This is a genomic window from Marinobacter sp. 2_MG-2023 (assembly GCF_030546935.1).
Taxonomy (GTDB): Bacteria; Pseudomonadota; Gammaproteobacteria; order Pseudomonadales; family Oleiphilaceae; genus Marinobacter.
In genome coordinates this window covers 229562-252664 of the sequence record NZ_JAUOPH010000004.1, presented here as the reverse complement: position 1 = coordinate 252664, position 23103 = coordinate 229562, and the positions used below count along the sequence as shown (strand labels likewise).

Annotated in this window: 20 protein-coding genes; 8 read left to right on the top strand and 12 right to left on the bottom strand. The window is 54.2% G+C overall.

Going from position 1 to position 23103, the window contains the following annotated elements; genetic code table 11:
* Positions 1-19: 19 nt before the first annotated feature.
* Together Q4501_RS11705 and Q4501_RS11700 are read right to left on the bottom strand one after the other, a co-directional pair.
* Complete coding sequence (locus tag Q4501_RS11705) at positions 20-364, bottom strand: hypothetical protein (protein ID WP_303596417.1); 345 nt, start codon at positions 362-364, stop codon at positions 20-22.
* 136 nt (positions 365-500) lie between these two features.
* The gene (locus tag Q4501_RS11700) at positions 501-1397 is read right to left on the bottom strand and encodes a DMT family transporter (protein ID WP_303596416.1); all 897 of its coding nucleotides are present in this window, start codon (positions 1395-1397) and stop codon (positions 501-503) included.
* Positions 1398-1659: 262 nt separating this feature from the next.
* On the opposite strand from Q4501_RS11700, the gene Q4501_RS11695 reads away from it, so the two are divergent.
* Positions 1660-2667: an NAD(P)-dependent alcohol dehydrogenase gene (locus tag Q4501_RS11695; protein ID WP_303596415.1), complete on the top strand. Its 1008-nt coding sequence runs from the start codon at positions 1660-1662 to the stop codon at positions 2665-2667.
* Positions 2668-2695: 28 nt separating this feature from the next.
* Here Q4501_RS11695 and Q4501_RS11690 read toward each other — a convergent pair whose 3' ends face one another.
* Positions 2696-4669, bottom strand: coding sequence for a sigma-54-dependent Fis family transcriptional regulator (locus tag Q4501_RS11690; protein WP_303596414.1), 1974 nt, complete (start codon positions 4667-4669; stop codon positions 2696-2698).
* Between the two features lie 376 nt (positions 4670-5045).
* Here Q4501_RS11690 and Q4501_RS11685 point away from each other — a divergent pair, with 376 nt between their 5' ends.
* A complete protein-coding gene (locus Q4501_RS11685; RefSeq protein WP_303596827.1) occupies positions 5046-6848 on the top strand; it encodes an NAD(P)/FAD-dependent oxidoreductase in 1803 nt (600 codons plus the stop codon).
* Positions 6849-6888: 40 nt separating this feature from the next.
* On the opposite strand, the gene Q4501_RS11680 is transcribed toward Q4501_RS11685, so the two are convergent.
* Entirely contained in the window at positions 6889-7935 is a 1047-nt protein-coding gene (locus Q4501_RS11680; RefSeq protein WP_303596413.1) for a serine hydrolase, read from the bottom strand.
* 165 nt (positions 7936-8100) lie between these two features.
* Between Q4501_RS11680 and Q4501_RS11675 the strand changes: the two genes are divergently transcribed.
* Complete coding sequence (locus tag Q4501_RS11675) at positions 8101-9270, top strand: DUF418 domain-containing protein (RefSeq protein WP_303596412.1); 1170 nt, start codon at positions 8101-8103, stop codon at positions 9268-9270.
* Positions 9271-9327: 57 nt separating this feature from the next.
* Here the strand turns inward: Q4501_RS11675 and Q4501_RS11670 are convergent, their stop codons facing one another.
* The 8 genes from Q4501_RS11670 to Q4501_RS11635 form a co-directional block, all read right to left on the bottom strand.
* Positions 9328-10266: a TIGR01459 family HAD-type hydrolase gene (locus Q4501_RS11670; RefSeq protein WP_303596411.1), complete on the bottom strand. Its 939-nt coding sequence runs from the start codon at positions 10264-10266 to the stop codon at positions 9328-9330.
* Positions 10266-11072, bottom strand: a complete 807-nt coding sequence (gene phnE, locus Q4501_RS11665; protein ID WP_303596826.1) for a phosphonate ABC transporter, permease protein PhnE — start codon at positions 11070-11072, stop codon at positions 10266-10268. The genes Q4501_RS11670 and phnE (Q4501_RS11665) overlap by 1 nt, the downstream gene beginning before the upstream one ends.
* On the bottom strand, positions 11072-11881 hold the full coding sequence (gene phnE, locus Q4501_RS11660) for a phosphonate ABC transporter, permease protein PhnE (protein WP_303596410.1): 810 nt from the start codon (positions 11879-11881) through the stop codon (positions 11072-11074). Before phnE (Q4501_RS11660) ends, phnE (Q4501_RS11665) begins: the two co-directional genes overlap by 1 nt.
* Positions 11878-12693, bottom strand: coding sequence for a phosphonate ABC transporter ATP-binding protein (gene phnC, locus Q4501_RS11655; RefSeq protein ID WP_303596409.1), 816 nt, complete (start codon positions 12691-12693; stop codon positions 11878-11880). The genes phnE (Q4501_RS11660) and phnC overlap by 4 nt, the downstream gene beginning before the upstream one ends.
* A gap of 92 nt (positions 12694-12785) precedes the next feature.
* Complete coding sequence (gene phnD, locus Q4501_RS11650) at positions 12786-13730, bottom strand: phosphate/phosphite/phosphonate ABC transporter substrate-binding protein (protein ID WP_303596408.1); 945 nt, start codon at positions 13728-13730, stop codon at positions 12786-12788.
* A gap of 100 nt (positions 13731-13830) precedes the next feature.
* Positions 13831-14616, bottom strand: coding sequence for a DUF1206 domain-containing protein (locus tag Q4501_RS11645; RefSeq protein ID WP_303596407.1), 786 nt, complete (start codon positions 14614-14616; stop codon positions 13831-13833).
* Between the two features lie 66 nt (positions 14617-14682).
* Entirely contained in the window at positions 14683-15294 is a 612-nt protein-coding gene (locus tag Q4501_RS11640) for a YqaA family protein (RefSeq protein ID WP_303596406.1), read from the bottom strand.
* Between the two features lie 37 nt (positions 15295-15331).
* Positions 15332-17767, bottom strand: a complete 2436-nt coding sequence (locus Q4501_RS11635) for a response regulator (protein ID WP_303596405.1) — start codon at positions 17765-17767, stop codon at positions 15332-15334.
* Positions 17768-17945: 178 nt separating this feature from the next.
* On the opposite strand from Q4501_RS11635, the gene Q4501_RS11630 reads away from it, so the two are divergent.
* From Q4501_RS11630 to Q4501_RS11610, 5 genes are all read left to right on the top strand, one after another.
* Positions 17946-19031: a GGDEF domain-containing protein gene (locus Q4501_RS11630; protein ID WP_303596404.1), complete on the top strand. Its 1086-nt coding sequence runs from the start codon at positions 17946-17948 to the stop codon at positions 19029-19031.
* 92 nt (positions 19032-19123) lie between these two features.
* A complete protein-coding gene (locus tag Q4501_RS11625) occupies positions 19124-20197 on the top strand; it encodes an extracellular solute-binding protein (protein ID WP_303596403.1) in 1074 nt (357 codons plus the stop codon).
* 11 nt (positions 20198-20208) lie between these two features.
* Positions 20209-21357 carry an ABC transporter ATP-binding protein gene (locus Q4501_RS11620; protein ID WP_303596402.1) on the top strand — a complete coding sequence of 383 codons (1149 nt, stop codon included), beginning with the start codon at positions 20209-20211 and terminating at the stop codon, positions 21355-21357.
* Positions 21357-22238 carry an ABC transporter permease gene (locus Q4501_RS11615; protein WP_303596401.1) on the top strand — a complete coding sequence of 294 codons (882 nt, stop codon included), beginning with the start codon at positions 21357-21359 and terminating at the stop codon, positions 22236-22238. The genes Q4501_RS11620 and Q4501_RS11615 overlap by 1 nt, the downstream gene beginning before the upstream one ends.
* The gene (locus tag Q4501_RS11610; RefSeq protein WP_303596400.1) at positions 22235-23092 is read left to right on the top strand and encodes an ABC transporter permease; all 858 of its coding nucleotides are present in this window, start codon (positions 22235-22237) and stop codon (positions 23090-23092) included. Before Q4501_RS11615 ends, Q4501_RS11610 begins: the two co-directional genes overlap by 4 nt.
* Positions 23093-23103: the final 11 nt, after the last annotated feature.

Below are 23103 nucleotides of genomic sequence, written 5' to 3'. Positions count from 1 at the left end.
TTCGGGAATCAGAGCGCTTTTATGAGGCGCTGTTCAAGGGGCTGTCGAAATAATCCTGCATCCAGTCAAATAGCGTGCCGGTGCTTACCTCCGGCAACGCTATCTGTTTAAAGTCGTTTCCCACTTCATCCTCGATGGTTACAAACTGATAGAGCAACACACCTGGCTGTTCATCATGCAATATGAGTGTGATGCGGCGGCGGGTGCGCAGGCAGTCTATGGTCATCACATCTGCGGGAATGCCGGCATCACGCATACCACGGCGCACTTCTATCACCGGGTTGATGTGCTGGTGGGCTGCCTGAATGCGAGTATGCGCATCGCTAGCCATGTCGGAAAGGGCTTTGAGGGGATCTTCGGACATGTGAACCTGTTCAATCTGAAGGTGAATTACTGATAAACGCTGGATATGTTAGCCCAACAAAGGCTTCCTTTGGAAAAATCATGGACGTCTTTTCAGTTCAGTGAACCAGGTCCTCAAGGATTGATGCGTGAGGATGTCACCTCGCCTCTCTGCTTGAATTGAAACTCAAAATGGTGACTGTAATCAGAATTAGCGCCATACCAACATACTGTAATCCTCCGATACTCTCATTCAGCAATAAAACACCGAACAGTGACGCAGTAACAGGTTCGATCATCGCCATAATCGAGGCAGTGGTCGGTGCTGTTTGGTTGAGCCCAACAATATAAAGGATGAAAGAGAGGCCGGCACCCAGCACACCCAGAGCTGCAAACAGCGGCCAGTCGGGGGAAGTCAGTACGGCGATGGTTTGGCCTGTTTCGCCCGGCCAGCTAAGAATGCTGGAGAGCAGCGCGAGCGCTATCACGAGAATGGCCTGGGGGCTGCCATAAGGCGCGGCGTACTTGAAACCGAAAATGAAAATACTATAGGACAATCCCGCAAGAAGGCCGGCAACGACCCCAATAAGTGTAATCTTATTACCTCCGGTATCATAAACGCCGGTAAGCAATACGATTCCGAGAATGACAACGCAGATGGCCGTTAACTTGAGCGGTGTCGGACGTTCAAGTTTCAGCCCGAAGGACACCAGATAGACGAACACTGGGGCGCAGTACATTAACGTTGCCGCAACTGCGACGCTACCCTCGCCGATGCTCATGAAATAGAAGGTAAAGTTGCCTGTCACGCCAAGCCCGGCAATGGCAGACCAGAACCATAGCCGAGGATTTGCCAAGCCGCTGTTATGCGGTCGTAGCAACAACCAGACGAGCACAAACAGGAAGCCGATAGCACCTCTGCAAAGTGCCACCACAAAGGCGCTCCACCCTTCAGCCAGCAGGATGCTTCCAATACCGCCAGACAGGCCCCAACAAAGAGCAGCCAGTGCGACAAACGCCGAACTTTTTACTACAAGGGCGTTGCTGTGATACATAAATCGCAAACCCCACTAGCGAACTGCCGCAGGAGCATTCGCTATTGGTAACGTTTGATCTTTCCCCTTGAGCCTTACCCTATCACCCTGAACCGGGTGCGAAACAGCCCCTTTGAATAGCTCTTCGTGACAGCAATAATGGCACTCAAGTAGCATTGTCCGCCGGCGCCCGTTAGCCAAAACTGAGTCGACGATAGTAACGGTTCCATTTTGGAGCCAAGCGATCTCACTTTTCACGCGACTGACGAATAGGAGCCGGCTCATGAAGCTTGCAACAGTCTCTCATCCATTCGGACTGGACCAACTCAGGGTAATCGCAGGCAACGCACCCGGCGAACCCGGACCAGGTGAAATCCGGGTGCGGATTCACGCCAACTCCCTGAACTTCCACGACTACGCGGTGGTCGTGGGCGCTCTGCCAACCGAAAATAACCGTATTCCAATGTCCGACGGTGCAGGCGTGGTAGAGGCCATTGGCGAAGGCGTGAGCGAGTTTTCAGTGGGTGACCATGTGGTCTCAACCTTCTTCCCTCATTGGGTGGACGGTCCGGCACCAATAGATAACTTCAGCACCACGCCGGGCGACGGCGTCGACGGCTACGCCCGGGAACAGGTGATTGGGCTGGCCCAGGGCTTTACCCAAGCGCCGAAGGGTTATAGCCACGCAGAGGCCGCTACCCTTACAACCGCCGGGCTTACGGCATGGCGGGCACTGGTGGTCAACGGCAACCTGAAAGCGGGCGATACGGTACTCACCCTGGGCACTGGTGGCGTCTCCATTTTTGCGGTGCAATTTGCGAAGATGATGGGGGCCAGGGTGATCGCAACCTCATCATCCGATGCAAAGCTTGAGCGCCTGAAGGCGTTAGGTGCTGACGAGACCATCAACTACAAAACCACACCTGCATGGGGGCAAAGGGTACTTGATCTGACTGGTGGCCGAGGAGCGGATCATGTGATTGAAGTGGGCGGCCCCGGCACCTTGCCGGAATCCATCGACGCCGTGAGTATCGGCGGCCACATATCATTGATTGGGATTCTTACGGGTGTTGCGGGGGACGTGCCCACACTGAAACTGTTATCCAAGCAGGCGCGCCTGCAAGGGCTAATCGTGGGCAGCAGGGTGCAGCAGCAGGAAATGATTCGCGCCATCGAGGCCAACGACATGCGCCCGGTCATTGACCGTTCGTTCGCTTTGGACGGGATTGCAGATGCCTTCCGCTATGAAGAGTCAGGCGCGCACTTTGGCAAGATCTGCCTGGAGTTTTAGGTTCCTGAACCCATGTAGAGGCGACAAGTCATCGCTTACCCAGAAATCTGGGCGGCTCTATCGCTTGGTGTTGCATCCAGCGATAGATGGTCGGCCGTGACACGCCGTAGCATCGTGCGACCTCGGATACGTTCCAGCGGTATTCTTTCAGGCATTCCAGCAATCGGTTGTTCTCGGCGTTTTTATTGTCCCGTTCCGGGTCTGAGCCGGGCTCTGCAACCTCGTGACTACTCAGGCATTCTTCCGGCAGATCGTTGACCGTGATCTGGCCGTTGTCACAGGTGGCTTCGGCAAATGCCAGTGCGTTGACGAGCTGGCGAATATTGCCCGGCCAGCTGTAGGCAAGGAGAGCGCTCATAGCATCTGCCCGGATTCGGACATCGGGAAGGTTGTTTTGCTGAACCAGGTTCGTGAGTACGCGGTTAATGACATGCTGGCGGTCGGCCCGCTCGCCCAGGGATGGCAAGCGCAAGGTAGCACCGTTCAACCGGTAGTACAGGTCGGCCCGGAAATGGCCGTTTTCAATGAGTTGGGTCAGGTCCTGATGCGTGGCTGCAATCACGCGACAATTCACCTTAACTGGACTGTCAGCGCCAACGGGAAGAATTTCGCCTTCCGCCAGAACCCGCAAAAGCCGGGTTTGAAGTTGCAACGGCATATCGCCAATCTCATCGAGAAACAAGGTGCCACCATCCGCCTGTTGGATCATGCCTCGTACACCCTTTGAGCGCGCACCGGTAAATGCCCCTGCCACATAACCAAAGAGCTCGCTCTCGATCAGGGATTCGGGAATCGCTGCACAGTTCACCGCCACAAAGGCATGTCGGGAACGATGGCTGGATGCATGTATGGCCTTGGCGAGCACTTCCTTCCCGGTGCCGGTTTCACCCAGAATCAGCAGGCCGACGTCCCTGTTCCTCAAACGTTTGGCCAGGCCAAGGGTGCGCCGCATGATCGGGTCGTCCGCGGCCAGAGCATCCAGTTGAACCACGGATTCCTCGGGGGCGGATAGCTCGGTAGGAGGCGATACCGGAGGTCTGGTTCTGGGCTGCACCAACGCTGCAAAAAAGGTATTACCGCTGGCGCAATGGCGAAAGGCTTTTACCTGGTCATCATGATCGTAAGGAATGCTCCAGATATCCCTCAACTCACACTCGAACAGACTGGTAAGGCTGGGTCGATCGCTCATACAAGGCTCGGTGCCGGTGTTGAGCCCCGGGCTCTGCATGAGTGAACGGCCAGCCGTATTAGCGGCTTCCACGCATCCGTCATCATCAATGGCAAATAGATACTGGCCGTTGACCTGAACAAACTCGCGAGACGCGTCGCAACGAAAAATCATCTGATTGCGATAGCGGCGGAGGAAGTAGGCATCCTCGATCATACGGGCATAGAGCTGGGTGAGGTGCAACGCGAATGTCTGGCTGCTGTGAGGGTCGGGGGAGTCCAGAGCCGATATGTCCAGCACCGCCAGGAGATTGCCCAGCGGATCAAGAATGGGTGCTGAGGTGCAGGTAAGACTGATGTGAGTCGCATCGAAATGATCAACCCGGTGACACGTAAGAGCCTGCTTTTCCTCAATGCAGGTGCCCACGGCGCAGGTGCCTGCGTACTGCTCGCTCCAATCGGCGCCCAGGTACAGTCCGGCTTTTTGCAAGCGTTGATCGTAACGGTGTTCACCCAGAAACTGAACGGTAATGCCGCGATGGTCTGTCAGCAGCAGCACATAACCCAGGTTGGCTATGTGCGTATAAAGCTGATCCACACCGGCCCTGGCCACGTTAAGAAACTCGTCGACCGAATCCTGGTGCTCCCTCAGGGTTTGCTGAGTCACGATGCGAGCGCTACGTGGTTGGCTCGGATCCAGGCCGTACTCGTTGATACATCGTTTCCAGGAGCGCCCGATCAGTTCCGACTCCGGTGAAAAAACCGAAGCAGGGTGGTTGTCAGCGTAACTGAGAATCGCGTCTATATGGCGCCGCTGCGCCTGCTGCATCATCATGCCAAGCTCCTGCATCGCTCTGATATTGTTTTTGTCATCCACGAGAGATACTGCATCGTCGTCTTCACACCCTATACCGGGTAGGCCGTTACCAACACCCTTCTTTAGTGCCTGATTTACCGTTACACCTGTAACGCGGCGAGAGACCAGGGCATTACAGCCGTAAAGTAAAAAACCGCGTCAAAGCCTGTTAACCGCAACATGACTCCGCGAGATGAGATCTGAAATTCCAGCTATTTCATTGCGTTAAATTTTTGGTTGCGCTTCTGGGCAGAGGTGGCACGCCACCTGCTCTGTAGCAAATGGAAGATTCATTCCTGCACTGGGCGCCTATGGCCCCCAGCAAACAAAAACAATGCAAATCTGGAGAATCATGATGACTGGAACACAGATCACCCCCACCCAGCGAGTTCAGCAATGGCTCGACGGATTCAGTGAAGTTCTGCAATCGGATGACCCAGGTCGGGCGGCCCAGCTTTTTGAAAAAGGCGGCTTCTGGCGTGATCTTGTAGCCATGACCTGGAACATAAAGACGATGGAAGGGCAGGACAGCATTCGTGACATGCTGGAGCAGACCTCAGAGCGCGCCCGCCCGGGTAAGTGGAAAGTGGCAGAAGACGCCACTGAGCAGGATGGTGTCACCGAAGCCTGGATCACCTTCGAAACAAAAGATGCCTTGGGAAAAGGCCATATTCGACTGCGCGATGGCGCTGCATGGACCCTGCTGACGACCATGCAGGAACTGAAAGAGTTCCCGGAGAAGAAAAAGCTCCTGCGGCCAAAGGGTGCTCAGCATGGCGCGACAAAATCCCGGAAAACCTGGCTTGAGGCAAAACAGGATGAAGAACGAGAGCTGGGCTACAGCCGCCAACCCTATTGCGTGATTATCGGTGGTGGACAGGGTGGTATTGGCCTGGCGGCCCGTCTCAGACAATTGGATGTGCCAACCATTGTTATCGAACGCAACCCCAAGGCGGGTGACTCCTGGCGTAACCGCTACAAGTCGCTATGCCTGCACGACCCGGTCTGGTATGACCACATGCCATACCTGCCGTTCCCCGATCACTGGCCGGTGTTTGCACCAAAAGATAAGGTCGGTGACTGGCTGGAAATGTACACAAAAATCATGGAGCTGAATTACTGGAGCTCGACAGAATGCACCGGTGCCCGTTTCGATGAAGCCAGTAAGGAATGGGTTGTGGATGTGGTTCGGGACGGTGAGAAAGTCACCCTTCGCCCCCAGCAACTCGTTCTTGCGACGGGCATGTCTGGCATTCCCAATATTCCTCAGATTCCGGGCATGGATAGCTTTGAAGGCGAACAGCATCATTCCAGTAAACACCCTGGTGGAGAGGCTTACAAAGGCAAGAAATGTGTGGTGCTGGGCGGCAACAATTCTTCTCACGACATCTGCGCCGCACTTTGGGAGAACGACGCCGATGTCACCATGATCCAGCGTTCCTCGACCCACATCATCAAATCCGACACCCTGATGGATCTGGTGCTGGGCCCTTTGTATTCTGAAGAGGCAATACAAAATGGCATGACCACAGAAAAAGCCGACCTCACGTTTGCGTCGGTGCCCTTCAAGGTGATGCCGGACATGCACATTCCGGTTTACGAGCAGGTCGCGGAGCAGGATGCAGACTTCTACAACCGCCTAGAGCGTGCTGGTTTCCTGCTTGACTTCGGTGATGACGGTTCTGGGCTGTTCATGAAATACCTGCGCCGTGGTTCTGGCTATTACATTGATGTGGGGGCATCAGAGCTGGTCGCTCAAGGGGAAATCAAGCTCAAGAGTGGCGTCAGTATTGAGCGTATTAACCCTCGCTCTGTGACGCTGACGGATGGCACGGAGCTGCCAGCAGATCTGATCGTCTATGCCACCGGCTTCGGCTCGATGAATGGTTGGGCGGCTCGAATTATCTCTCAGGAGGTCGCTGACAAGGTTGGTAAATGTTGGGGCATGGGGTCCGACACCACTAAAGATCCGGGCCCCTGGGAAGGGGAGTTGCGGAACATGTGGAAGCCCACTCAACAGGAGGCGCTCTGGTTCCACGGTGGTAACTTGCACCAGTCACGCCACTATTCCCTGTATCTGGCCCTTCAGCTGAAAGCTCGAAAAGAGGGCCTGGATACACCGGTTTATGGCATGGAAAGCGTGCACCACCTGTCCTGAATGAGAGAAGGCTGGCGGAAGCCAGCCTTCTGTGCCGAAACTAAAAACCCGCTTTTTGCAGAGCGTGGCCTACAGCCTGATAGGCTTTTTCGGCTTCTTTGAGAGCACCGTAATTTTTGGCACAGGCGGCCACGATCACTGCGTCGTCAGGCGTTTGTGGATTCAGTACGCCGATGTCGCAGGAACGGGCCACCTGGGTGCCGGTTTTATGGGCGAAGCGTATCTCTGATGAAAGCCCGCCCGCAATCCGGTTGTCGCCCGTGGTGATCTCTGAGAGGTAACCAAGTAGACGCTCAGTGTGGGCTTCATTCAGTAGTTCGCCATCCACCAACTGTTCCAGTAATCGACCAAATGTCACCAGGTTTCCCGAGTTCAACCCGCGCTCGTAATAGCGCTCAAACGCTTCCCGGACACTGCTGGCTCCAATGTCGTCAGCCGAGACGGCGAGCTTCTCAATGAGCATGTCGAATCGGGCGTCGTACGTGCTTACGGTTTTCAGATCAATGAAATCACGATTGGTAAGCACCGATACCTTGGGGTGGACTTCACTGTAGGCATCGTAGCGCACCTGCAGAATGGTCGTGATGGGGCCAAGGCCCTCTGGAACCATCCTTTTTACCTGTTCATTAAACGACTCTTCACCGAGGAAGCGGATCAGCATGTCGGTGGCTGTGCTGTCACTGTCTTCAATTGATCTTTTGTTGAGCTCCTCCAGGCTATAGCGAGCTCCGGGCTCCACCCACATAAGATCACCACTGCCGTCCACGTAGTCTGAGTCGCGCAGTGTGAGCTTTTGTTCCAGGTCCAGCCCATCGCTTTCAGCACGCTGCATCAGCGCGATCGCAAGTGGGATTTTGGTTGTCGAGGCGAGATACCAGTCCTGCTCTACGTTGTGGGAGACAGATTGATGGCTGCCCATGTGCCTGATATAGACACCTAAATCCCCAGAGAATGATTGGTCAATTTGCTCTATATCCCGCGCCAGTGAGGCCGTCCAGTCACCGCCCAGAGCAAGAACCGGGAAACTTAAAGTGCAAAGAAAAAGCAGAGCTGCACTTAAAGACGTCCGAGGTTTTTCCAGGTGCATCGATTCTCCTGTCCCGCTATTGCTGCCAAAAAAGTCCGCCCATGCTGAGCCTCAGCTTTCCTCGCTGTCAATCAGGCGTTGATTACCATATTTTACTTTCTATGGATGTTGAGGCAGGAAAACACTAGTGTCAGAACCGGAACAACACGCGGAAGGGGGCAGTAGTTGGCTAATAAAAGCGGTCGCATTGATAGTCTGGATGCTTTGAGGGGCTTTGCGATCCTCGGCATTCTTCTGATCAACATCCAGGTGTTCTCGGGGTGGGGCTTTGTTGCCACTGAAACAAGGCAAGCACTGACCTGGTCTGAGTGGGACGGGACCATCGGCACCTGGCTGGATGTTCTTGTGCGTACCAAGTTTTTCAGCCTGTTCTCCCTGCTTTTTGGCTACAGCTTTATGATGTTGGCGCAGAAGATTGAGCATGGGCCCCTTCGCTACCATATAAAGCGCATGTTCGGGTTACTGGTGATTGGCATAGCGCACTCGCTGCTTCTATCGCCCTGGGACATTCTCATGCTCTATGCGGTGATGGGGTTGTGTCTGGGTGCTTTTCTGAGTGTTAGGGCAGGGGCGCTAGCCATCTGGGCCCTGGGGCTTTTGCTGGTTGTGGGGGTTACCCTGTGGTTCGGGCCTCAACTGGGGTTGCCGGCCGGCCGTGGCGAACTGGCTTTGCGACTGCTGCAGGATAATGTTCCCGCTCTTAGTGGCGGCAGTTATCCTGAGGTTGTTGAAGCCAATGCTTACCTGAGTGTCAGCGTGCTGATGGACCGGCTTGAAGGCTTGAGGCCACTGCGTGTGCTTGCCATGTTTCTGCTGGGGGCGGCGGCCGCTAGGCTGAACCTGGCTGAGAGTAATACCGGGCACATCAAGTTATTGGCAATCGTGGCCATTTTCGGCCTCGGGGCAGGGGTGGCTCTGGCGATTGGTGAAGTGAGCCCTCAGGCTGAAACTGCTGCCGGGCGGCTTATAACGATTATGGGAAATGTCGCCAGCCCGCCACTTCTCGCCATGGGCTATGGGGCTGTGCTGCTGTGGTGGTGGCGTGGAAACGGCCTGCTTACCCGAGGCGTTCGTGCAATGTTTGCGCCTGTGGGGCGCATGGCCATGACCAACTATGTTCTGCAGTCTGCGGTGTGCATCAGTCTGTTCTATGGGTTCGGTGGTGGTCGGTTCGCCACTATGTCCCTTGCCGCATTGATGCTATTTTCACTGGCGCTCTTCCTGGTGCAGGTGGTCTTCAGTGCTGTCTGGTTGAAATTGTTTAATTACGGGCCCCTGGAATGGCTTTGGCGGTGGCAGGTTAAAGGTGCTCGACCGTCGTTACGAAAAGCCTGAGTTGTTGTTAGCCAGGGGTGATGCCCCTGAATGGTCTTTATCCGCTGGCCTGCAGCTTCATATTTCCGGAGCAATAAAATCCGGAACTATGCCCGACAGCTCTATGCAGGAAGTCACATCGAGACCTTTGAGCGCACCATGGGCTGTTACCAGCATTGTGCTGATACCAGAGCTGCGGCCACCAAGGATGTCCGTGTGCAGGGTATCCCCTACCATCAGCAATCTGGACGCCGGTATGTGGGACAGGCGGTTTTTGGCTGCATCGAAAGCGTTGCGGAAAGGTTTGCCGAAAAATACAGTATCCCGGCCAGTGGCGTCGATCAGTCGGTGCGCATAGTGCCCGGGTTCGAGAGACAGACCGTTCTCTCGGGGGGCTACCAGGTCAGGATTTGCCACCCAGACCGGTCGTGACCTGCGATGCAGGCTCTCGGTAAGGCTTTGTTGCAGCTCTTCGGTCCAGCCCTGAGCGCTTAACATCAATACCGCGTCGGCGTTATCCAGCTTCTCACGGTTAGCTTTTACAGTCTGGTTGGCGATAACAAAGCTATGGCAGGGCAGTTGGTCGGCATGTGCCGATGCAGGTGCCATAACGGCCCAGGTTTGTTCTTTTTCGCGCGCCAATGCGTCGCTGACCAGCATACGGCTGGAAATTAACTGTTCCTGTGTAATGGGAAAACCGAGGTGGCGGTACTTCTTCACCAGTTGCTGTTGAGGAGCGGTGGCGGCATTGGAGAGTATCAGGCAATGCTTGCCCATTGCCTGCAACTCATGGAAGCGCGCGACGGCCGTGGGCAAGGCAGTATTGCCGGCATTGAGTACACCGAACGCATCGAATATAAAACCATCGAACTGGTCGGCAATGGCGCCAAGTGATGGTACAAACTCCGGTGTAACATTTGTCGAAGCTGATATTGGAAGCCGCGGGCGAACGCGCTGATAGGCTTCAAATGCCCAGCGTGTCGAAGGCGTTTGCAATGGTGGTGTTAAAGCTGACATCAAAGCACCGCTTGTCGAACTCTGGCTGACACCCACTCGGAAACGATGACCGTTGCCAGAATGACAAGAAATATCACGGTTACCTGGTTCCACGCCAGCGTGCTCAAAGAGGACTGCAGTTGCAGCCCGAGACCACCGGCGCCTACCAGCCCGAGAATCGTCGACTCACGGATGTTAATGTCCCAGCGGAAGACTGAAATCCCGCAGAATGCCGGAAGGATCTGCGGGATAATCGCATAATCGATCACTTGGACGTTCGAGGCACCTGTGGCCCGTATGGCTTCCACCTGACTTTCATCGATCTCTTCAATAGCTTCGTACAGCAGCTTGGCGATAAACCCGACAGAGCGCAACCCGATAGCAATAATGCCAGCAAGCAGGCCGGGGCCTATAATAGCGACCAGCAGTAGGGCCCAGATCAGGGAGTTGATCGAGCGCGAAGTTACGATGATCAGTAGTGCCAGCGGGCGCACGAAATGTCGACTCGGAGTTGTGTTACCCGCAGCCAGAAATGCCACAGGTATGGCGATGATCACACCAATCAAGGTACCAAGAGTGGCGATATTCAGGGTGTCCCAGAGTGGCTTCCAGAGCTGGTTCAGGTAGCCCCAGCGTGGGGGCAGCATTCTGCCACCGATATCCGACGCCTGTCGCGGTGCATCCGCTACAAATGCCCATATGGTGTTTTCAGTCATCAGGTTCCAGCAGAACACGGTGAGTGCAATGAGCCAGAACCAGCCGACCCACCTCAACAGATGCTGTTTCGGTGATCGGAACTGCCAGGTTTGAGTAGGTGTTACCGGCATCATTGGACCCACCGCCGGATGTAGGATGAGGAGTATTCCACCACTAATACAATTGCGATGATGATGATCAGAATGGCGCCGGCCGAATCGTACTCGTAGCGATCAATGGCTGTATTCAGCGTGGCCCCGACACCGCCGGCACCGACGATACCGATGACGGACGATTCCCTGAAGTTGATGTCCAACCGGTACAGGGAAAGGCCGATAAGTCGGGGCATGACCTGGGGTTGAACTGCATAGTTGACCACTTGCCACCATCCTGCCCCGGTTGCACGAATGGCTTCGATCTGTGCGCTGTCGCAGTCTTCTATTTCTTCTGCAAGCAGCTTGGAAAGGAAGCCGATGGAAGCAAATGTCAATGTAAGGAAGCCGGCAAAGGGACCGAACCCGAACATGGCGACCAACAGGATCGCAATGATGATTTCCTGGAACGAGCGCGATACTGTAATGATGCCTCTGCAGATCATATACACAGGCGTAGGGGCCAGGTTTCTGGCTGCACCTATTCCTATGGGTACCGAGATCAGAACGCCGGCCACGGTAGAGGTGAGTGTCATGGTCAGACTCTCTATCAACCCGATCTGAATGTCCCTCCAGCGGGAGCTGAAATCCGGCGTCAGAAATCCCTGGATGAATCGCCAGCCACGCTCAAGCCCCTCGTAAACCCGAGACCAGTCCACGTCCACAGAGCTGATCGCCAAAACCAGGTAGATTGCGCTGCCCAAGAGAATAGTCCAGCGCCAACGAGGGTCCTTCAGCAATATCGGAGGCCGTTTCCAGGCCCGCAAAGAGGTGACTTCACGGCTCATGATTGCTCCAGGGCTTGGGCCTCGCTGAGAACATCGTCGTCCTGGGTCTCAGCGTTCTGTTGCACCTGGTCCCAGTCCTCTGCACCGTAAATTCGGGTCAAGACATCGTGGGTTAACGCGGATGGAGGGCCGTCAAAAACCACCTGGCCGGCTTGTAAACCAATGATCCGGTCTGCAAAATTCTGCGCCAGCACAACATCGTGTATGTTGATGATGGCGGGCAGGTTCATTTCCCGGCAAACACTCTGAATCAATCGCATGATCTGACGGGAGGTTTTCGGGTCCAGTGATGCGGTTGGCTCGTCGGCCAGCAACAATTCGGGGTTCTGTTCCAGTGCCCGGGCAATCCCCACACGCTGGCGCTGACCGCCAGACAGTTCATCTGCCCGCTTATTGCAGTGCTCACCCAGGCCCACCCGGTCCAGCAAGCCGAAGGCCTGGTCAATGTCAGCCTGGGGGTATCTGCGCAGGAACGAGCGCCAGGCGGTGACATAACCCAAACGGCCCGACAGCACGTTCTCCATTACCGTGAGGCGTTCAACCAGCGCATATTCCTGGAAGATCATTCCAATACGCCGGCGAGCCTGGCGCAAGGCCCGGCCATTGAGCCTGGTCAGTTCTGTTGGGCCGAGTTGAATGCTGCCAGAGGTAGGCTCAACCAGACGATTGACGCAACGGATCAAGGTCGATTTGCCAGCACCGGAAGGGCCGATCAGCCCCACGACCTGGCCAGCAGGTACGGAGAAGCTGATGTCTGTCAGTGCCCGGTCGCCGGTTTTGTAGATTTTCGATAAGGCTTTGAGTTCAAGCACAATGTGTTGCCATGGCTGATAATAAAAATCAGCGGCGCCGACCACATCTCACGAGATGGTCAGCTCGCTGACAAAGGATTGCTTATGAGTCTTTACCGACAGTTATAAACAACACCGTTGGCATCATCGATTTTACGAATGACTTCCCAGTGTTCCTGGAAGGTAATCGGGATGAACTGTGCTTCGCCTGATTTGGAGAACTCTTCTTCCAGAGAGGTGCCTTCCCACTCGAATGAGAAGAATGCCTGCTGGATTTTTTCCTGTAGCTCGGGCGTCAGGTTGTGAGCAATGCCATAGCCAGTAGTCGGGAAAGTCTGGGATTTGTATAGCGATACAATCTGGTCCTCGCTGACTACGTCCCGCTCCAGCATTCTCGACATGACGGAATTGGCTACGGCGGCAGCGTCGTAGTCTTTGTTGGCAACGCCAAGGATGGAATTGTCGTGTTTACCAGAAAACGCCGGGGTGAAGTCCCTGTTTGGTACCAGGTCGTAATCTGCTTTCAGGATGGCAGACGGTGCCTTGAAGCCTGAATTCGAGGTTTCAGAGGTGAAGGCCAGTTCGCGGCCTCTCAGCTCCTCAACGTCGATAATGCCTGAGTCAGGATGGGTAATGATTTCCATCTCGTAGCCGAACGAGCCGTCAGCCGATGCCATGATCGTGAATGGCCGAAAGCCGCCACAGGCTACCGCTATCGGGTTGGAGCCTGTATTGAAACCTGCAATATGGAGGCGGCCGGCACGCATGGCCTCAATTTGAGCTGCGTTGGACTGCACCGGGAAAAACTGAACTTTTTTGCCCGTCTCCCTGGCCAGGTGATCGAGAAAGTCAGACCAGGCTTCGGAATACACGGAAGGATCTTCTACCGGCGTGTAGGCAAATATAAGCGTAGAGGGATCGACTTGTTCGGATTTGGCCGGAATGTCTGCAATCAGGTCGCCATCCTGGTCGGTGTATCTGGAGTCGAGCTTGAATGCGGCTTGCGCCAGCATCGGGGTCATCAGCGCTGCGCACGTTAGTGTCACCAACTTCTTCATGTTCGTATCCTTGGTCATGAAATGATCATCGACCTGATACTAACCATGGATTGTTATGGTTAGGTGACAGTGGCAGAGGTTCTTGTTTTTGAAGTCCGGACTAAGCGTTAATCCTTCTATAGGCGGCTTCCAGAAAACTGTAGAGCCCAAAAGCAAACAGACCTGCAGCCGCGATTCCGAGGAGCCAGGTGCCATAGGGGCTGGTCGCTAGCGTATCGAGCGCTTCGCCCATGCCGGCAATGTCTCCGCTCTGAGCCCAAAGGGCGGACCGGATCATAAACCAGCCGATCAGTAACCAGACGGCTCCGCGAGCTATAAGACCGAATTGGCACAAAGGTCGAACCCAGCTCGTTTGTTTGGCGGGGATCTCCATATATTTTTCAAACCTGGCTTTAAAGCCTTTGATGATATGGGCCGCCCCGGCACCGATGACTGCCAGGCCCGCCAGCATCAGGAATATCTGGCCTGGCGTTGAGGCGATAAAGCTTTTCCCTGCCTCCGATCCTCCGCCTGAGGAGCCGCTGGCAAACAGGAGTGTGGTGGCGTAATACGCTAATACTGCGTGCGTCGCGGCACTGATAAAAAGTCCCCCACGGACAGCGAGTCCTTTTATGGAGGTACCGTGCTTATCTGTGTCCTTAATTGCTTGTATCAAACGCCATCCGACATAGCCCAAGAGACCTGCCACAAGGATGACTAACATTGTGTTGCCCAGCGGTTGTTGCAGCACCTTCTGGATGGCGCCCCGGCTGTCCACTGTGTCGCCACCCGCACCGATCGCCGACAGCAAAGAAAGCCCGCCGACGATGGTGTAAATCAACCCGCGAGCCCCGTACCCCAAGCGGGCAAACCATTTCATTTTGTGCTCATATGCAGGGTTGTTCATGGTGTTTCTCCCGCTCGCGCAGAATTCTTCCGCTTTCGTACAAAGAGGTTCAGTTGCACTGGACGATCAACCGCCCAGTAAAGATCCGCCCCAGATCACCAGAACCATTACTGTAATCACTATAGCTGCAGACACTTTGTGACGTTCGAAAATAGCCTGGGCCCGATTGCCTGCAATCAGAACCAGTAACCCCAGGCCATAGTACCTCAGCGCCCGGGATAAGGCTGATGCGAGCATGAACAGGAAGAACGAATAGCTGGTGGCACCTGCAGCCAACATGGCGATCTGAAAGGGAACCGGGATAACGCCCACGCTCAGGATAAACCAGAAGCCGTCTTCCTCCATGCGCCCGCGCACACTTTCGAATTGTTCGGGTGTGGAGACCATTTCCACGAGCTGCTGACCAATCGCATCAAACACGAAGTAGCCGACAAAGTAGCCAACACTGGCTCCCACCAGACAACCGAGCAGAGCGATGGTGCTGAGAATGAATATCTGGCTGCGCCGGGCCTGCATCAAGGGAATGAGCAGCGCCTCCAGCGGAATTGGTATGAGGATGGATTCAAGAAAAGATGCGAGGCCCAGGCCCCAGAAAGCATGACGGGAGTATATGAGCCGTATCGTCAGTTGTTTTATGCGAGCCAGTCCCCCTGGCGCGCGCGCACTTCCATTTGTCATCGTTGCTCCTGGAATAATGAATCTTGCCGGCTAAAGGCTATAGCTCGTAACTCATGGCCCCTTTCGGTTCCTGGATAAAGTACCCCTGGAAGTTACGAATGCCGCGCTCCCAGAACCAGGAAAGCGCTTTGGCGTCTTCGACACCGGTGACCACTATCTTCCGGTTGAAGTTGAGTGTGGCTTTCAGTTGATCCAACAGCTGTTCCAGAGCTGGGGTTTGTTGAGCAACTGCGCCGAGTGCGGGGGCCAGTTTCACAACATCCACCGAATTCAGTTCTTTGATCAGGTCGACAGAGGCGGCTGAGGTATCTATATGTTCAATGATCAGCCCGCAGTCCATGTTCTGAACCAGTCGCGCTATCTTTATCGCGCCGGGTACATCTTTCATTACATTCTGGCTGGATAATGCCAGATAGATTCTGCGTTTGCCCTTGAGGCGTGCGTTCCTGATTGCTGAACTCAGCAGAGGGAGAAGGTTCTCTACAACAGCCATGGAGGAAGAAAGCTTTATGCTCACCGAATGGCTGGCGGCATCTTTGCCTTTAAGGTGGGAAAGGGCCTCTACCGCGTGCTGGATTACCCAGCGGTCCAGCTCATGGAATGGCCCCCGGATGCCCTCAGGCAGCTGCTGCAGGAACTGGCTCGGCAAATACACGGCATTGTCATCGTCTACCAGTCGTATCAACGCCTCAAACAAAGTGTCGCCGGTTTCCATATTAACGATCGGTTGGTAGTAGAGGTTAAATCGCTGAGCCGCGATCAACTCCCTGATACGGGCGTTGAATTTGGGTTCAGAAGAGCGTTCCGGCGCCTGTTGCCACTGAATGCGATTGCCACCACTCAGCATGGCTTCGCTGCAAGCATGTTCCACTTCGATCAGAGCCTTGTCTTCATCCAGAGCGTCGTTAAGCATCAGTGCGCCCAGACTGAGAGTTACAGGAGTGTGTTCGTCTGTCAGGGTCCAGGCGGGCGTATTCAAGTTTCGCTGGAAGCGCTGAAGGATTGATACGCCGTCGTCACTGGCGGTGGACTCATGCAATTGGAATAGAAAGCTACCGCCCCCCAGGGCGCAACCGGAATCCCCGGGCCTGAGCTGTTTGGCGAAGTGTTTTTCCATTCGGGCGCCAAGGCTTGCCATGGCACGAGCACCATGCTGGGCTCGCAAATATTCCTGGTGGTCAATGCTGGCCTGAACCAGATAATGCGACTCACCTTCCGGGTTGCCACCGATAGTGGCGAGGAGACCTCCTAGCTCAGTCAGGAAGTAGTCCAGGTTCTGCAGTCCCTCGGGTTCTTTGCGCTGGCTGATCAGGTTGATGCGGGCCGCAATAAGCTGGGCGTTCATCAAGTGGCGCTGCAGGGAGGTGAGGAACTGTTCGTTATTCAGCGGTTTCTGGAAAAACTCGTTGCCGGCAATGCTGTGTTGTTCGACCTGTTCCAGGGCTTCTGACGAGGCTGATACAAAAAGGATAGGGATGGTCATGTAGTTGGCATCCTGCCTGAGCACCTTCGCCAGTTCGATGCCCCGGCAGCCGGGCATGTCATGGTCCAGTACAATGGCATCCGGCTGGAACTGGGCGATGCGCTCCAGAACGCGAACGGGCTGGCTCAGCCCTTCTACCTCGTAGCCTTCTGCGGCCAGCATGGTTTCATAGTGGGCGAGAAGTTCAACGTCGTCGTCTACCCAAAGCACCTTTGGCCTGCTTGTTGCGTTGCTTTCAAGTAACTGGTGGATGCGCTTCTCAAGTACGCCCATATTGAGTGGTTTGGTCAGATAGATATCTGCGCCCGCCCGGAGTGCCCGCATGCGGGCGACCATATCGCTCCTCGCGGACATCATGATCACGGGAGCATTGGTCCCCATCTGGGTTTTCAGGCGCTCCAACCAGGCAATACCTTCCATAGCGCCTTGGGGAAAACTGATATCCAGCAGAATCAGGTCATGAAAGCGTTTGTCTGCCCGTTGGTTGTAGGTGTCAGGGTCCTCAAAAGTTTCTGCGTAATAGCCTCGTAGCTCCAGCCAGTTCTTGAGATGGTCGGCTTGATTTGCATCATCTTCGATGACGGCGATGCGGTGCGGGTTGTTATTCTTCCGGGTGTCGTGCAGTTCCGAGCCGTCCGGCTCATGCCTTAGATCGGTGTTAGTAGCTCGCACAATGGCGCGCTCAAGTGCTTTGAGTGCACTATCTATTTCCTGGCGTTCTGCTGGTGCCGCGTCAGGTTTGGTCAGGACCGTTTGTAGCTGCTCTTCGAGCACTCGCGCCGTATTGGTAATGTCCGGAAATTCGAAGGTGGCCCCGCTGCCGCTCAACTTATGCGCGCATTGGCTCATGAAGGTGAGTGATTTTTGATTCCAGCTGACATGCTGAAGGTGACTCCAGGAGTCGTTGAGCTCTGCCAAACGGTCGGGCAGTCCGGCAACGTACTTGCCTCTGAGTTCCTGGAGCTTCTGCCTGGGACTGGCATCCGCCATTGCTACACCTTTTGCATCTTGAATGGGTTCCAAGGGCAGGTTGTGGATCGCTACTCGGCCGCATTTGCCCTTTAGGTTAAGTGTAGAGCGTATCGCAAGTTTGCCTTTTTAGTTACCCTGTTCAGGATTACAAGGTAGTTAACCCCCGAGCTAATAGTTGGCCAAGAGAACCATTTTTATGCCGCAAGCTTCGGTTGATCTCAATTACACGTCCCCTCGCGACCTACTTATGCTCAGGTTGTCTATCTTGATGGGCGGCGTGTTGATCGTTTTGTTTATGATTGGCGACCTTAAACTCGTACCCGAAGAAGTGGCGGGTGTTTATTTTAATAACCGGGTTTTTGTTCAGCTTCCAATTCTGCTGGCTCTGTTTGCTTTGAGTTTTTATCGGCATTTCTTTCGATTTTCCCAGTCAGCTTTTTTACTGACTATTCTTGGCCTCACCTATGCCAACTACTACCTGATTCATACTCTCTGGGAGCGGGTCGCGTTCAGCTTTCCCTATGAGGGAACATTGTTGTACGCGTTCTTCGGCTTCTTTGTATTCGGTATGAAGTTCCGTTTTGCGTTATGGCTGATGTTTTTGAGCTCGTTTGGATTTGTCTGGCTGATGTTTCTGGAGCCTGTTTACGGCGACCGCACCGCCATGAGCGCTGGATTTGTGGTTGGCTCGCTGTTTATTGGTGCTATTGGCAGGTACAGGGTTGATCAGTTGGTTGGTGAAATTAACAAAGTGAATGAGCGGTTAGTTACTCTAAGCACCACGGATGGACTTACAGAGTTGCTGAATCGCAGGGCGTTTATGAGTGAATCGGAGCGTTTGTTCGCCTGGCAACGGCGTTCAGGCCAGTCGTTGGCGGTGTTCATGATCGATCTGGATCACTTCAAGCAATTCAATGACTGTTATGGTCATCAGGAAGGTGATCGTGCTATCCGCTATCAAGCCGATATCCTGAAAAAAGTATTCAAACGCGGAACAGATATTATCGGCCGTTATGGTGGCGAAGAGTTTATTGTCGTGACTGCAAACCAGAACCAGGGGGAGCTTGAACTCGAACAGCAGGCGGCACGGATTCTGGCTGAATGGAAGAATGCGGCAATGCCGAACGAAGAGAGCCCGGGCGAAAAGCTTCTTAGTTGTTCAATCGGAGTATGTCATGGGCAGCCTGAGGATTTCGGGTCTCTGGAAGGCATGATTCAAGCCGCTGATCAGGCGCTGTACCTTGCGAAAGAACGAGGGCGGGGAACCTTCGTAGTGGTTTAGCTGGTAGCTTGTCAAAAATCTGTAACACGCTACATTTAAGGTCATGAATCCCCCGAGATTGCTTCTCGTTGCTCACAAGGACAGGCCCCATCATGAGATCTTTCCGTCAATTCAAGTACGTGACAATGTTTGCTGCCGCTACTGCGGCCTTTTCGGTTTCAGCTCAGGCTGAAACACTTCGGCTACTGACCTGGGGCGGCTACGCACCACAGGATGTAGTTGAGCAGTTTGAGAAAGAGACCGGCATTGAAGTCAAAGTCACCCTCTCCAATAACGAAGATATGATCTCGAAATTGCGCGCTACCCGCGGTGCCGGCTTCGATCTCGCTCAGCCCAGCCAGGATCGGATCGTGAGCGCCCAGGCCGATTTCGATATATATAAGCCGATGGATTTGAGCAAAATCGAGACGGCAAAGATCATTCCCTCCATGCTGGAAGCGACCAAAAAGAATACTGAATTTGACGGCGAGGTATACGGAGTTCCTCACGTTTGGGGCACCAGCGGGCTGATTGTAAACCGCAAGACTGCAGCCACAGTAAAGGACTACACCGACCTTTGTGATGATTCATTGAGCGGCTCTGTATCGTATCGCCTTAAACGTCCCACATTGATTGGTTTCGCTTTTGCTATGGGTGAAGACCCGTTCGCAGCTTATGGCGATATGGAAAAATATCAGGCCATTCTGGATAAGGTCGAAGAAAAACTGATCGATTGTAAAAGTAACGTTAAAGCCTATTGGTCAGGTGGCGATGCCTTGTTGAATCTGATGCGCTCCGGCGAGGTGTCTGCGGCAATGGCGTGGGATGCCGGTGGCTGGAAGCTTAACGCGGAGAGTCCGGATATTACCTTTGTGGCGCCTGAATCTGGCGCTTTGGGCTGGATCGACACCTTTGTTCTTCCCCGTAAAACGAAAGCAGAAGATGCCGCATACCAGTGGATCAACTTTGTTATGCAGCCAGACGTCGCCGCACGTATTACTGAGTCTGCCGGTAACTTTACGGCTTCCAAAGGCAGTGATGATTTCGTTAATGACACTCTGAAGGCTCAGTTCAAAGAGAGCTTTCCGCAAGCAGATCTTGACAACATCAACTGGTACCCGCCCGTTCCAGCCGGTCTGGAAGAGATGGAGGGCAAGGTGCTTGATAGGGTGAAAGCCGCTAACTAAGGTTGTTGTCTATGTCGGATCAAGCATTCGCTTTGGATGCAGGTGCTGGGGTGCAGGAGGATCTTGCCTGCACCCTGCTGAGCAAACATTTTGGTGAATTCGCCGCGGTTGATGAAGTGTCATTCAGCATCCCTCGCGGGGCCTTTTTTTCCATCCTTGGGCCCTCCGGCTGCGGTAAAACAACACTGTTGCGTATGCTGGCCGGGTTCCAGCAGCCCGATTCCGGCGACATACTTATTAAAGGCCAGTCCGTACTGAATACGCCCCCGAACAAGCGCCCGGTAAATATGGTGTTTCAGCACCTGGCGTTGTTTCCCACTATGTCGGTTGCAGAGAATATTGCCTACGGACTGAAGCGCAAAGGTGTTCCAAAGCGTGAACACGCCACCCTTATCGACGCGGTGCTGGCCAAGGTTCAGTTGCCCGATTATGGAAAAAAGCGGATTGATCAACTCTCTGGCGGACAGAAACAGCGCGTAGCGATCGCCCGCTGTCTGGTGTTGAACCCTGCAGTGTTATTACTGGATGAGCCTTTGGGTGCGCTGGACCTGAAACTGCGAGAACAAATGAAAATTGAGCTCAAACGCCTGCAGCGTGAGTTCAATACCACGTTTGTGTACATCACCCACGATCAATCAGAAGCACTGGTGATGTCTGACCAGGTGGCAGTGATGAATAAGGGGCGGTTTGAGCAGGTGGGCACGCCACAGGAACTCTACTATCACCCAAAGACACCCTTTGTGGCGAGTTTTATCGGCGATAGCAATCAATATGTAGGCAAGGTGCAAGGTCAGTCGGGTAAAACCATCACTGTTGTTACCGAGCACGGCGTGCGGTTGCTGAGTCAAAGCAGCGAGGAGACGCCGCCCGGCTCACGCATCACAGTGTTCATCCGGCCGGAAGTGATGCAAATCAGTCTGGGTCAACCGGAGGCTGAGCAGGATAACTGCCTGCAGGTAACTGTTCTGCGCACGCTGTTTGATGGCGCTCGCAGCCAGCTACAAGTGGAAACGGCTGAAGGTGCCGTGCTTACTGTGGCGCTTCCCCAAACCGCGGACTTTCATGCCCTTGAGCCGGGCCGCTCTGTGTATGTGAGTTGGCAAGCCAACCAGTGCCTTTGCTTTCCGGTCGCACCGGTAACCCGGCCAGAGGCTGTGTGATGAGCGCAGAGCCTGGCAGTTTAAAGCGTACGCAGTATCGCCTTGGCTTTTGGCTGTTACTTGCGCCTATTGTGCTCTGGCTCAGTTTGCTGATTATTCTGCCACATATCGATATGGTGCTGGTGTCTCTGCGGGAACGCGTCGCATCCCGGCAGTATGAGTTCAGCTTCAGCAATTACACCGAATTTTTTACTGAGCCGCTATACTGGAATACCTTTGTTCGCACCGCAGTAATGTCCATTGTGGCCACGGCACTTACGTTAATTATTGCCTTTCCTGTCTCGTTTTATATTGCGAAAGTTCTCAGTGGCAAGCCGAAAATGGCGCTGTTTATTCTGTGCCTGATTCCGTTCTGGGTCAGCGAGTTGGTGCGTACTTACGGCTGGATGATTCTGCTCCGAGAGACCGGGTTGGTTAGCGGGGCGCTGCAGTGGTTGGGGCTGGTCGACCAGCCTGTTGAAATGCTCTACAACGATGTCGCCATTATGGTGGGGCTGATATACACCTCCATGCTGTTCATGGTAGTGCCTCTTGTCACAACGCTCGACAGTCTGGATAAGAGCCTGATCGAAGCCGGTTATGATCTTGGTGGCAGTAGCTGGCATGTGATGAAGAGCATCGTAATTCCCCATGCCATGCCTGGCATCATGAGTGGCTGCATCGTGGTGTTTATGCTGACGCTGGGGAATTACCTGACCCCGACACTTCTGGGAGGCAAAGACAGCTTGTGGTTTACCGAGCAAATCTACACCCAGTTCATCACTCGTTTTAACTGGGAGCAGGGTGCGGCCTTCGGTATTTTGCTGCTGGTCTTGTCGTCGCTGATTGTCTGGCTGGGACTCAAAATCACCAAGCAGTCTTTTACACGGGTGATGTCATGATCCCCTCTATTTCCAGTAGCCGTTTTTATCGGGCGTCCTACCTGTGTTACGTCGTACTGTTTTTTATTTTTCTGATTACGCCTCTACTGGTGGTGGCGGCCTTCTCGTTCAACGATTCCTTATTTCCTTCGTTGCCGTGGAACGGCTTTACCTGGGACTGGTACCTGGGCAGCAAGGAGCCAAGGCTCGGGTTGTTCCATGATGACGCTTTGCTCGAGAGTATCGGCGTTAGTGTTCAGGTAGCTATAGTGACTACGCTGGCAAGCCTCGCACTGGCGACCTGCAATGCCTTTTTGTTCGAGCGGGAGCAGTTCCCGGGCAAGAACTTTCTTTATGTACTCATGTTGATGCCGCTGGTAGTACCGGGGGTCATACTTGGTGTCTCTATCCTGGTATTCAGCAGTACAGTGGCAAACTGGTTTGAAGTGCAGTTTGACTACGATTTCGAAGCTTTGCGGCCGGGCCTGGTGTTAGTCACCCTTGGTCAGTTTGCTTTCATTACCACCATCGCCACCCTTGTTATTTCTGCACGCCTGCGCAAGTTCGACGTTACCCAGGAAGAGGCTGCTATGAATCTCGGCGCGAGCCGCCTGACGGCTATTGCAACTGTGACACTGCCATTTTTGAAGCCGGCCCTGTTCGGTGCCGGTGTGGTGGCATTTCTGATGTCCTTTGAGAACTTCAACACCACCCTGATGCTGGTGGGCTCAGACGCACCTTTGACCATTGCCATGTTTGACCGGCTGCGCGAAGGCTCTACTCCGGTATTGAATGCGGTTTCGGTGTTGCTGATGGTGGGCTCGGCGTGTCTGGCCCTGGTCTCACTGTTTGCGCAGCGCCCGGATAAACAGTGATGAGTTTGCCC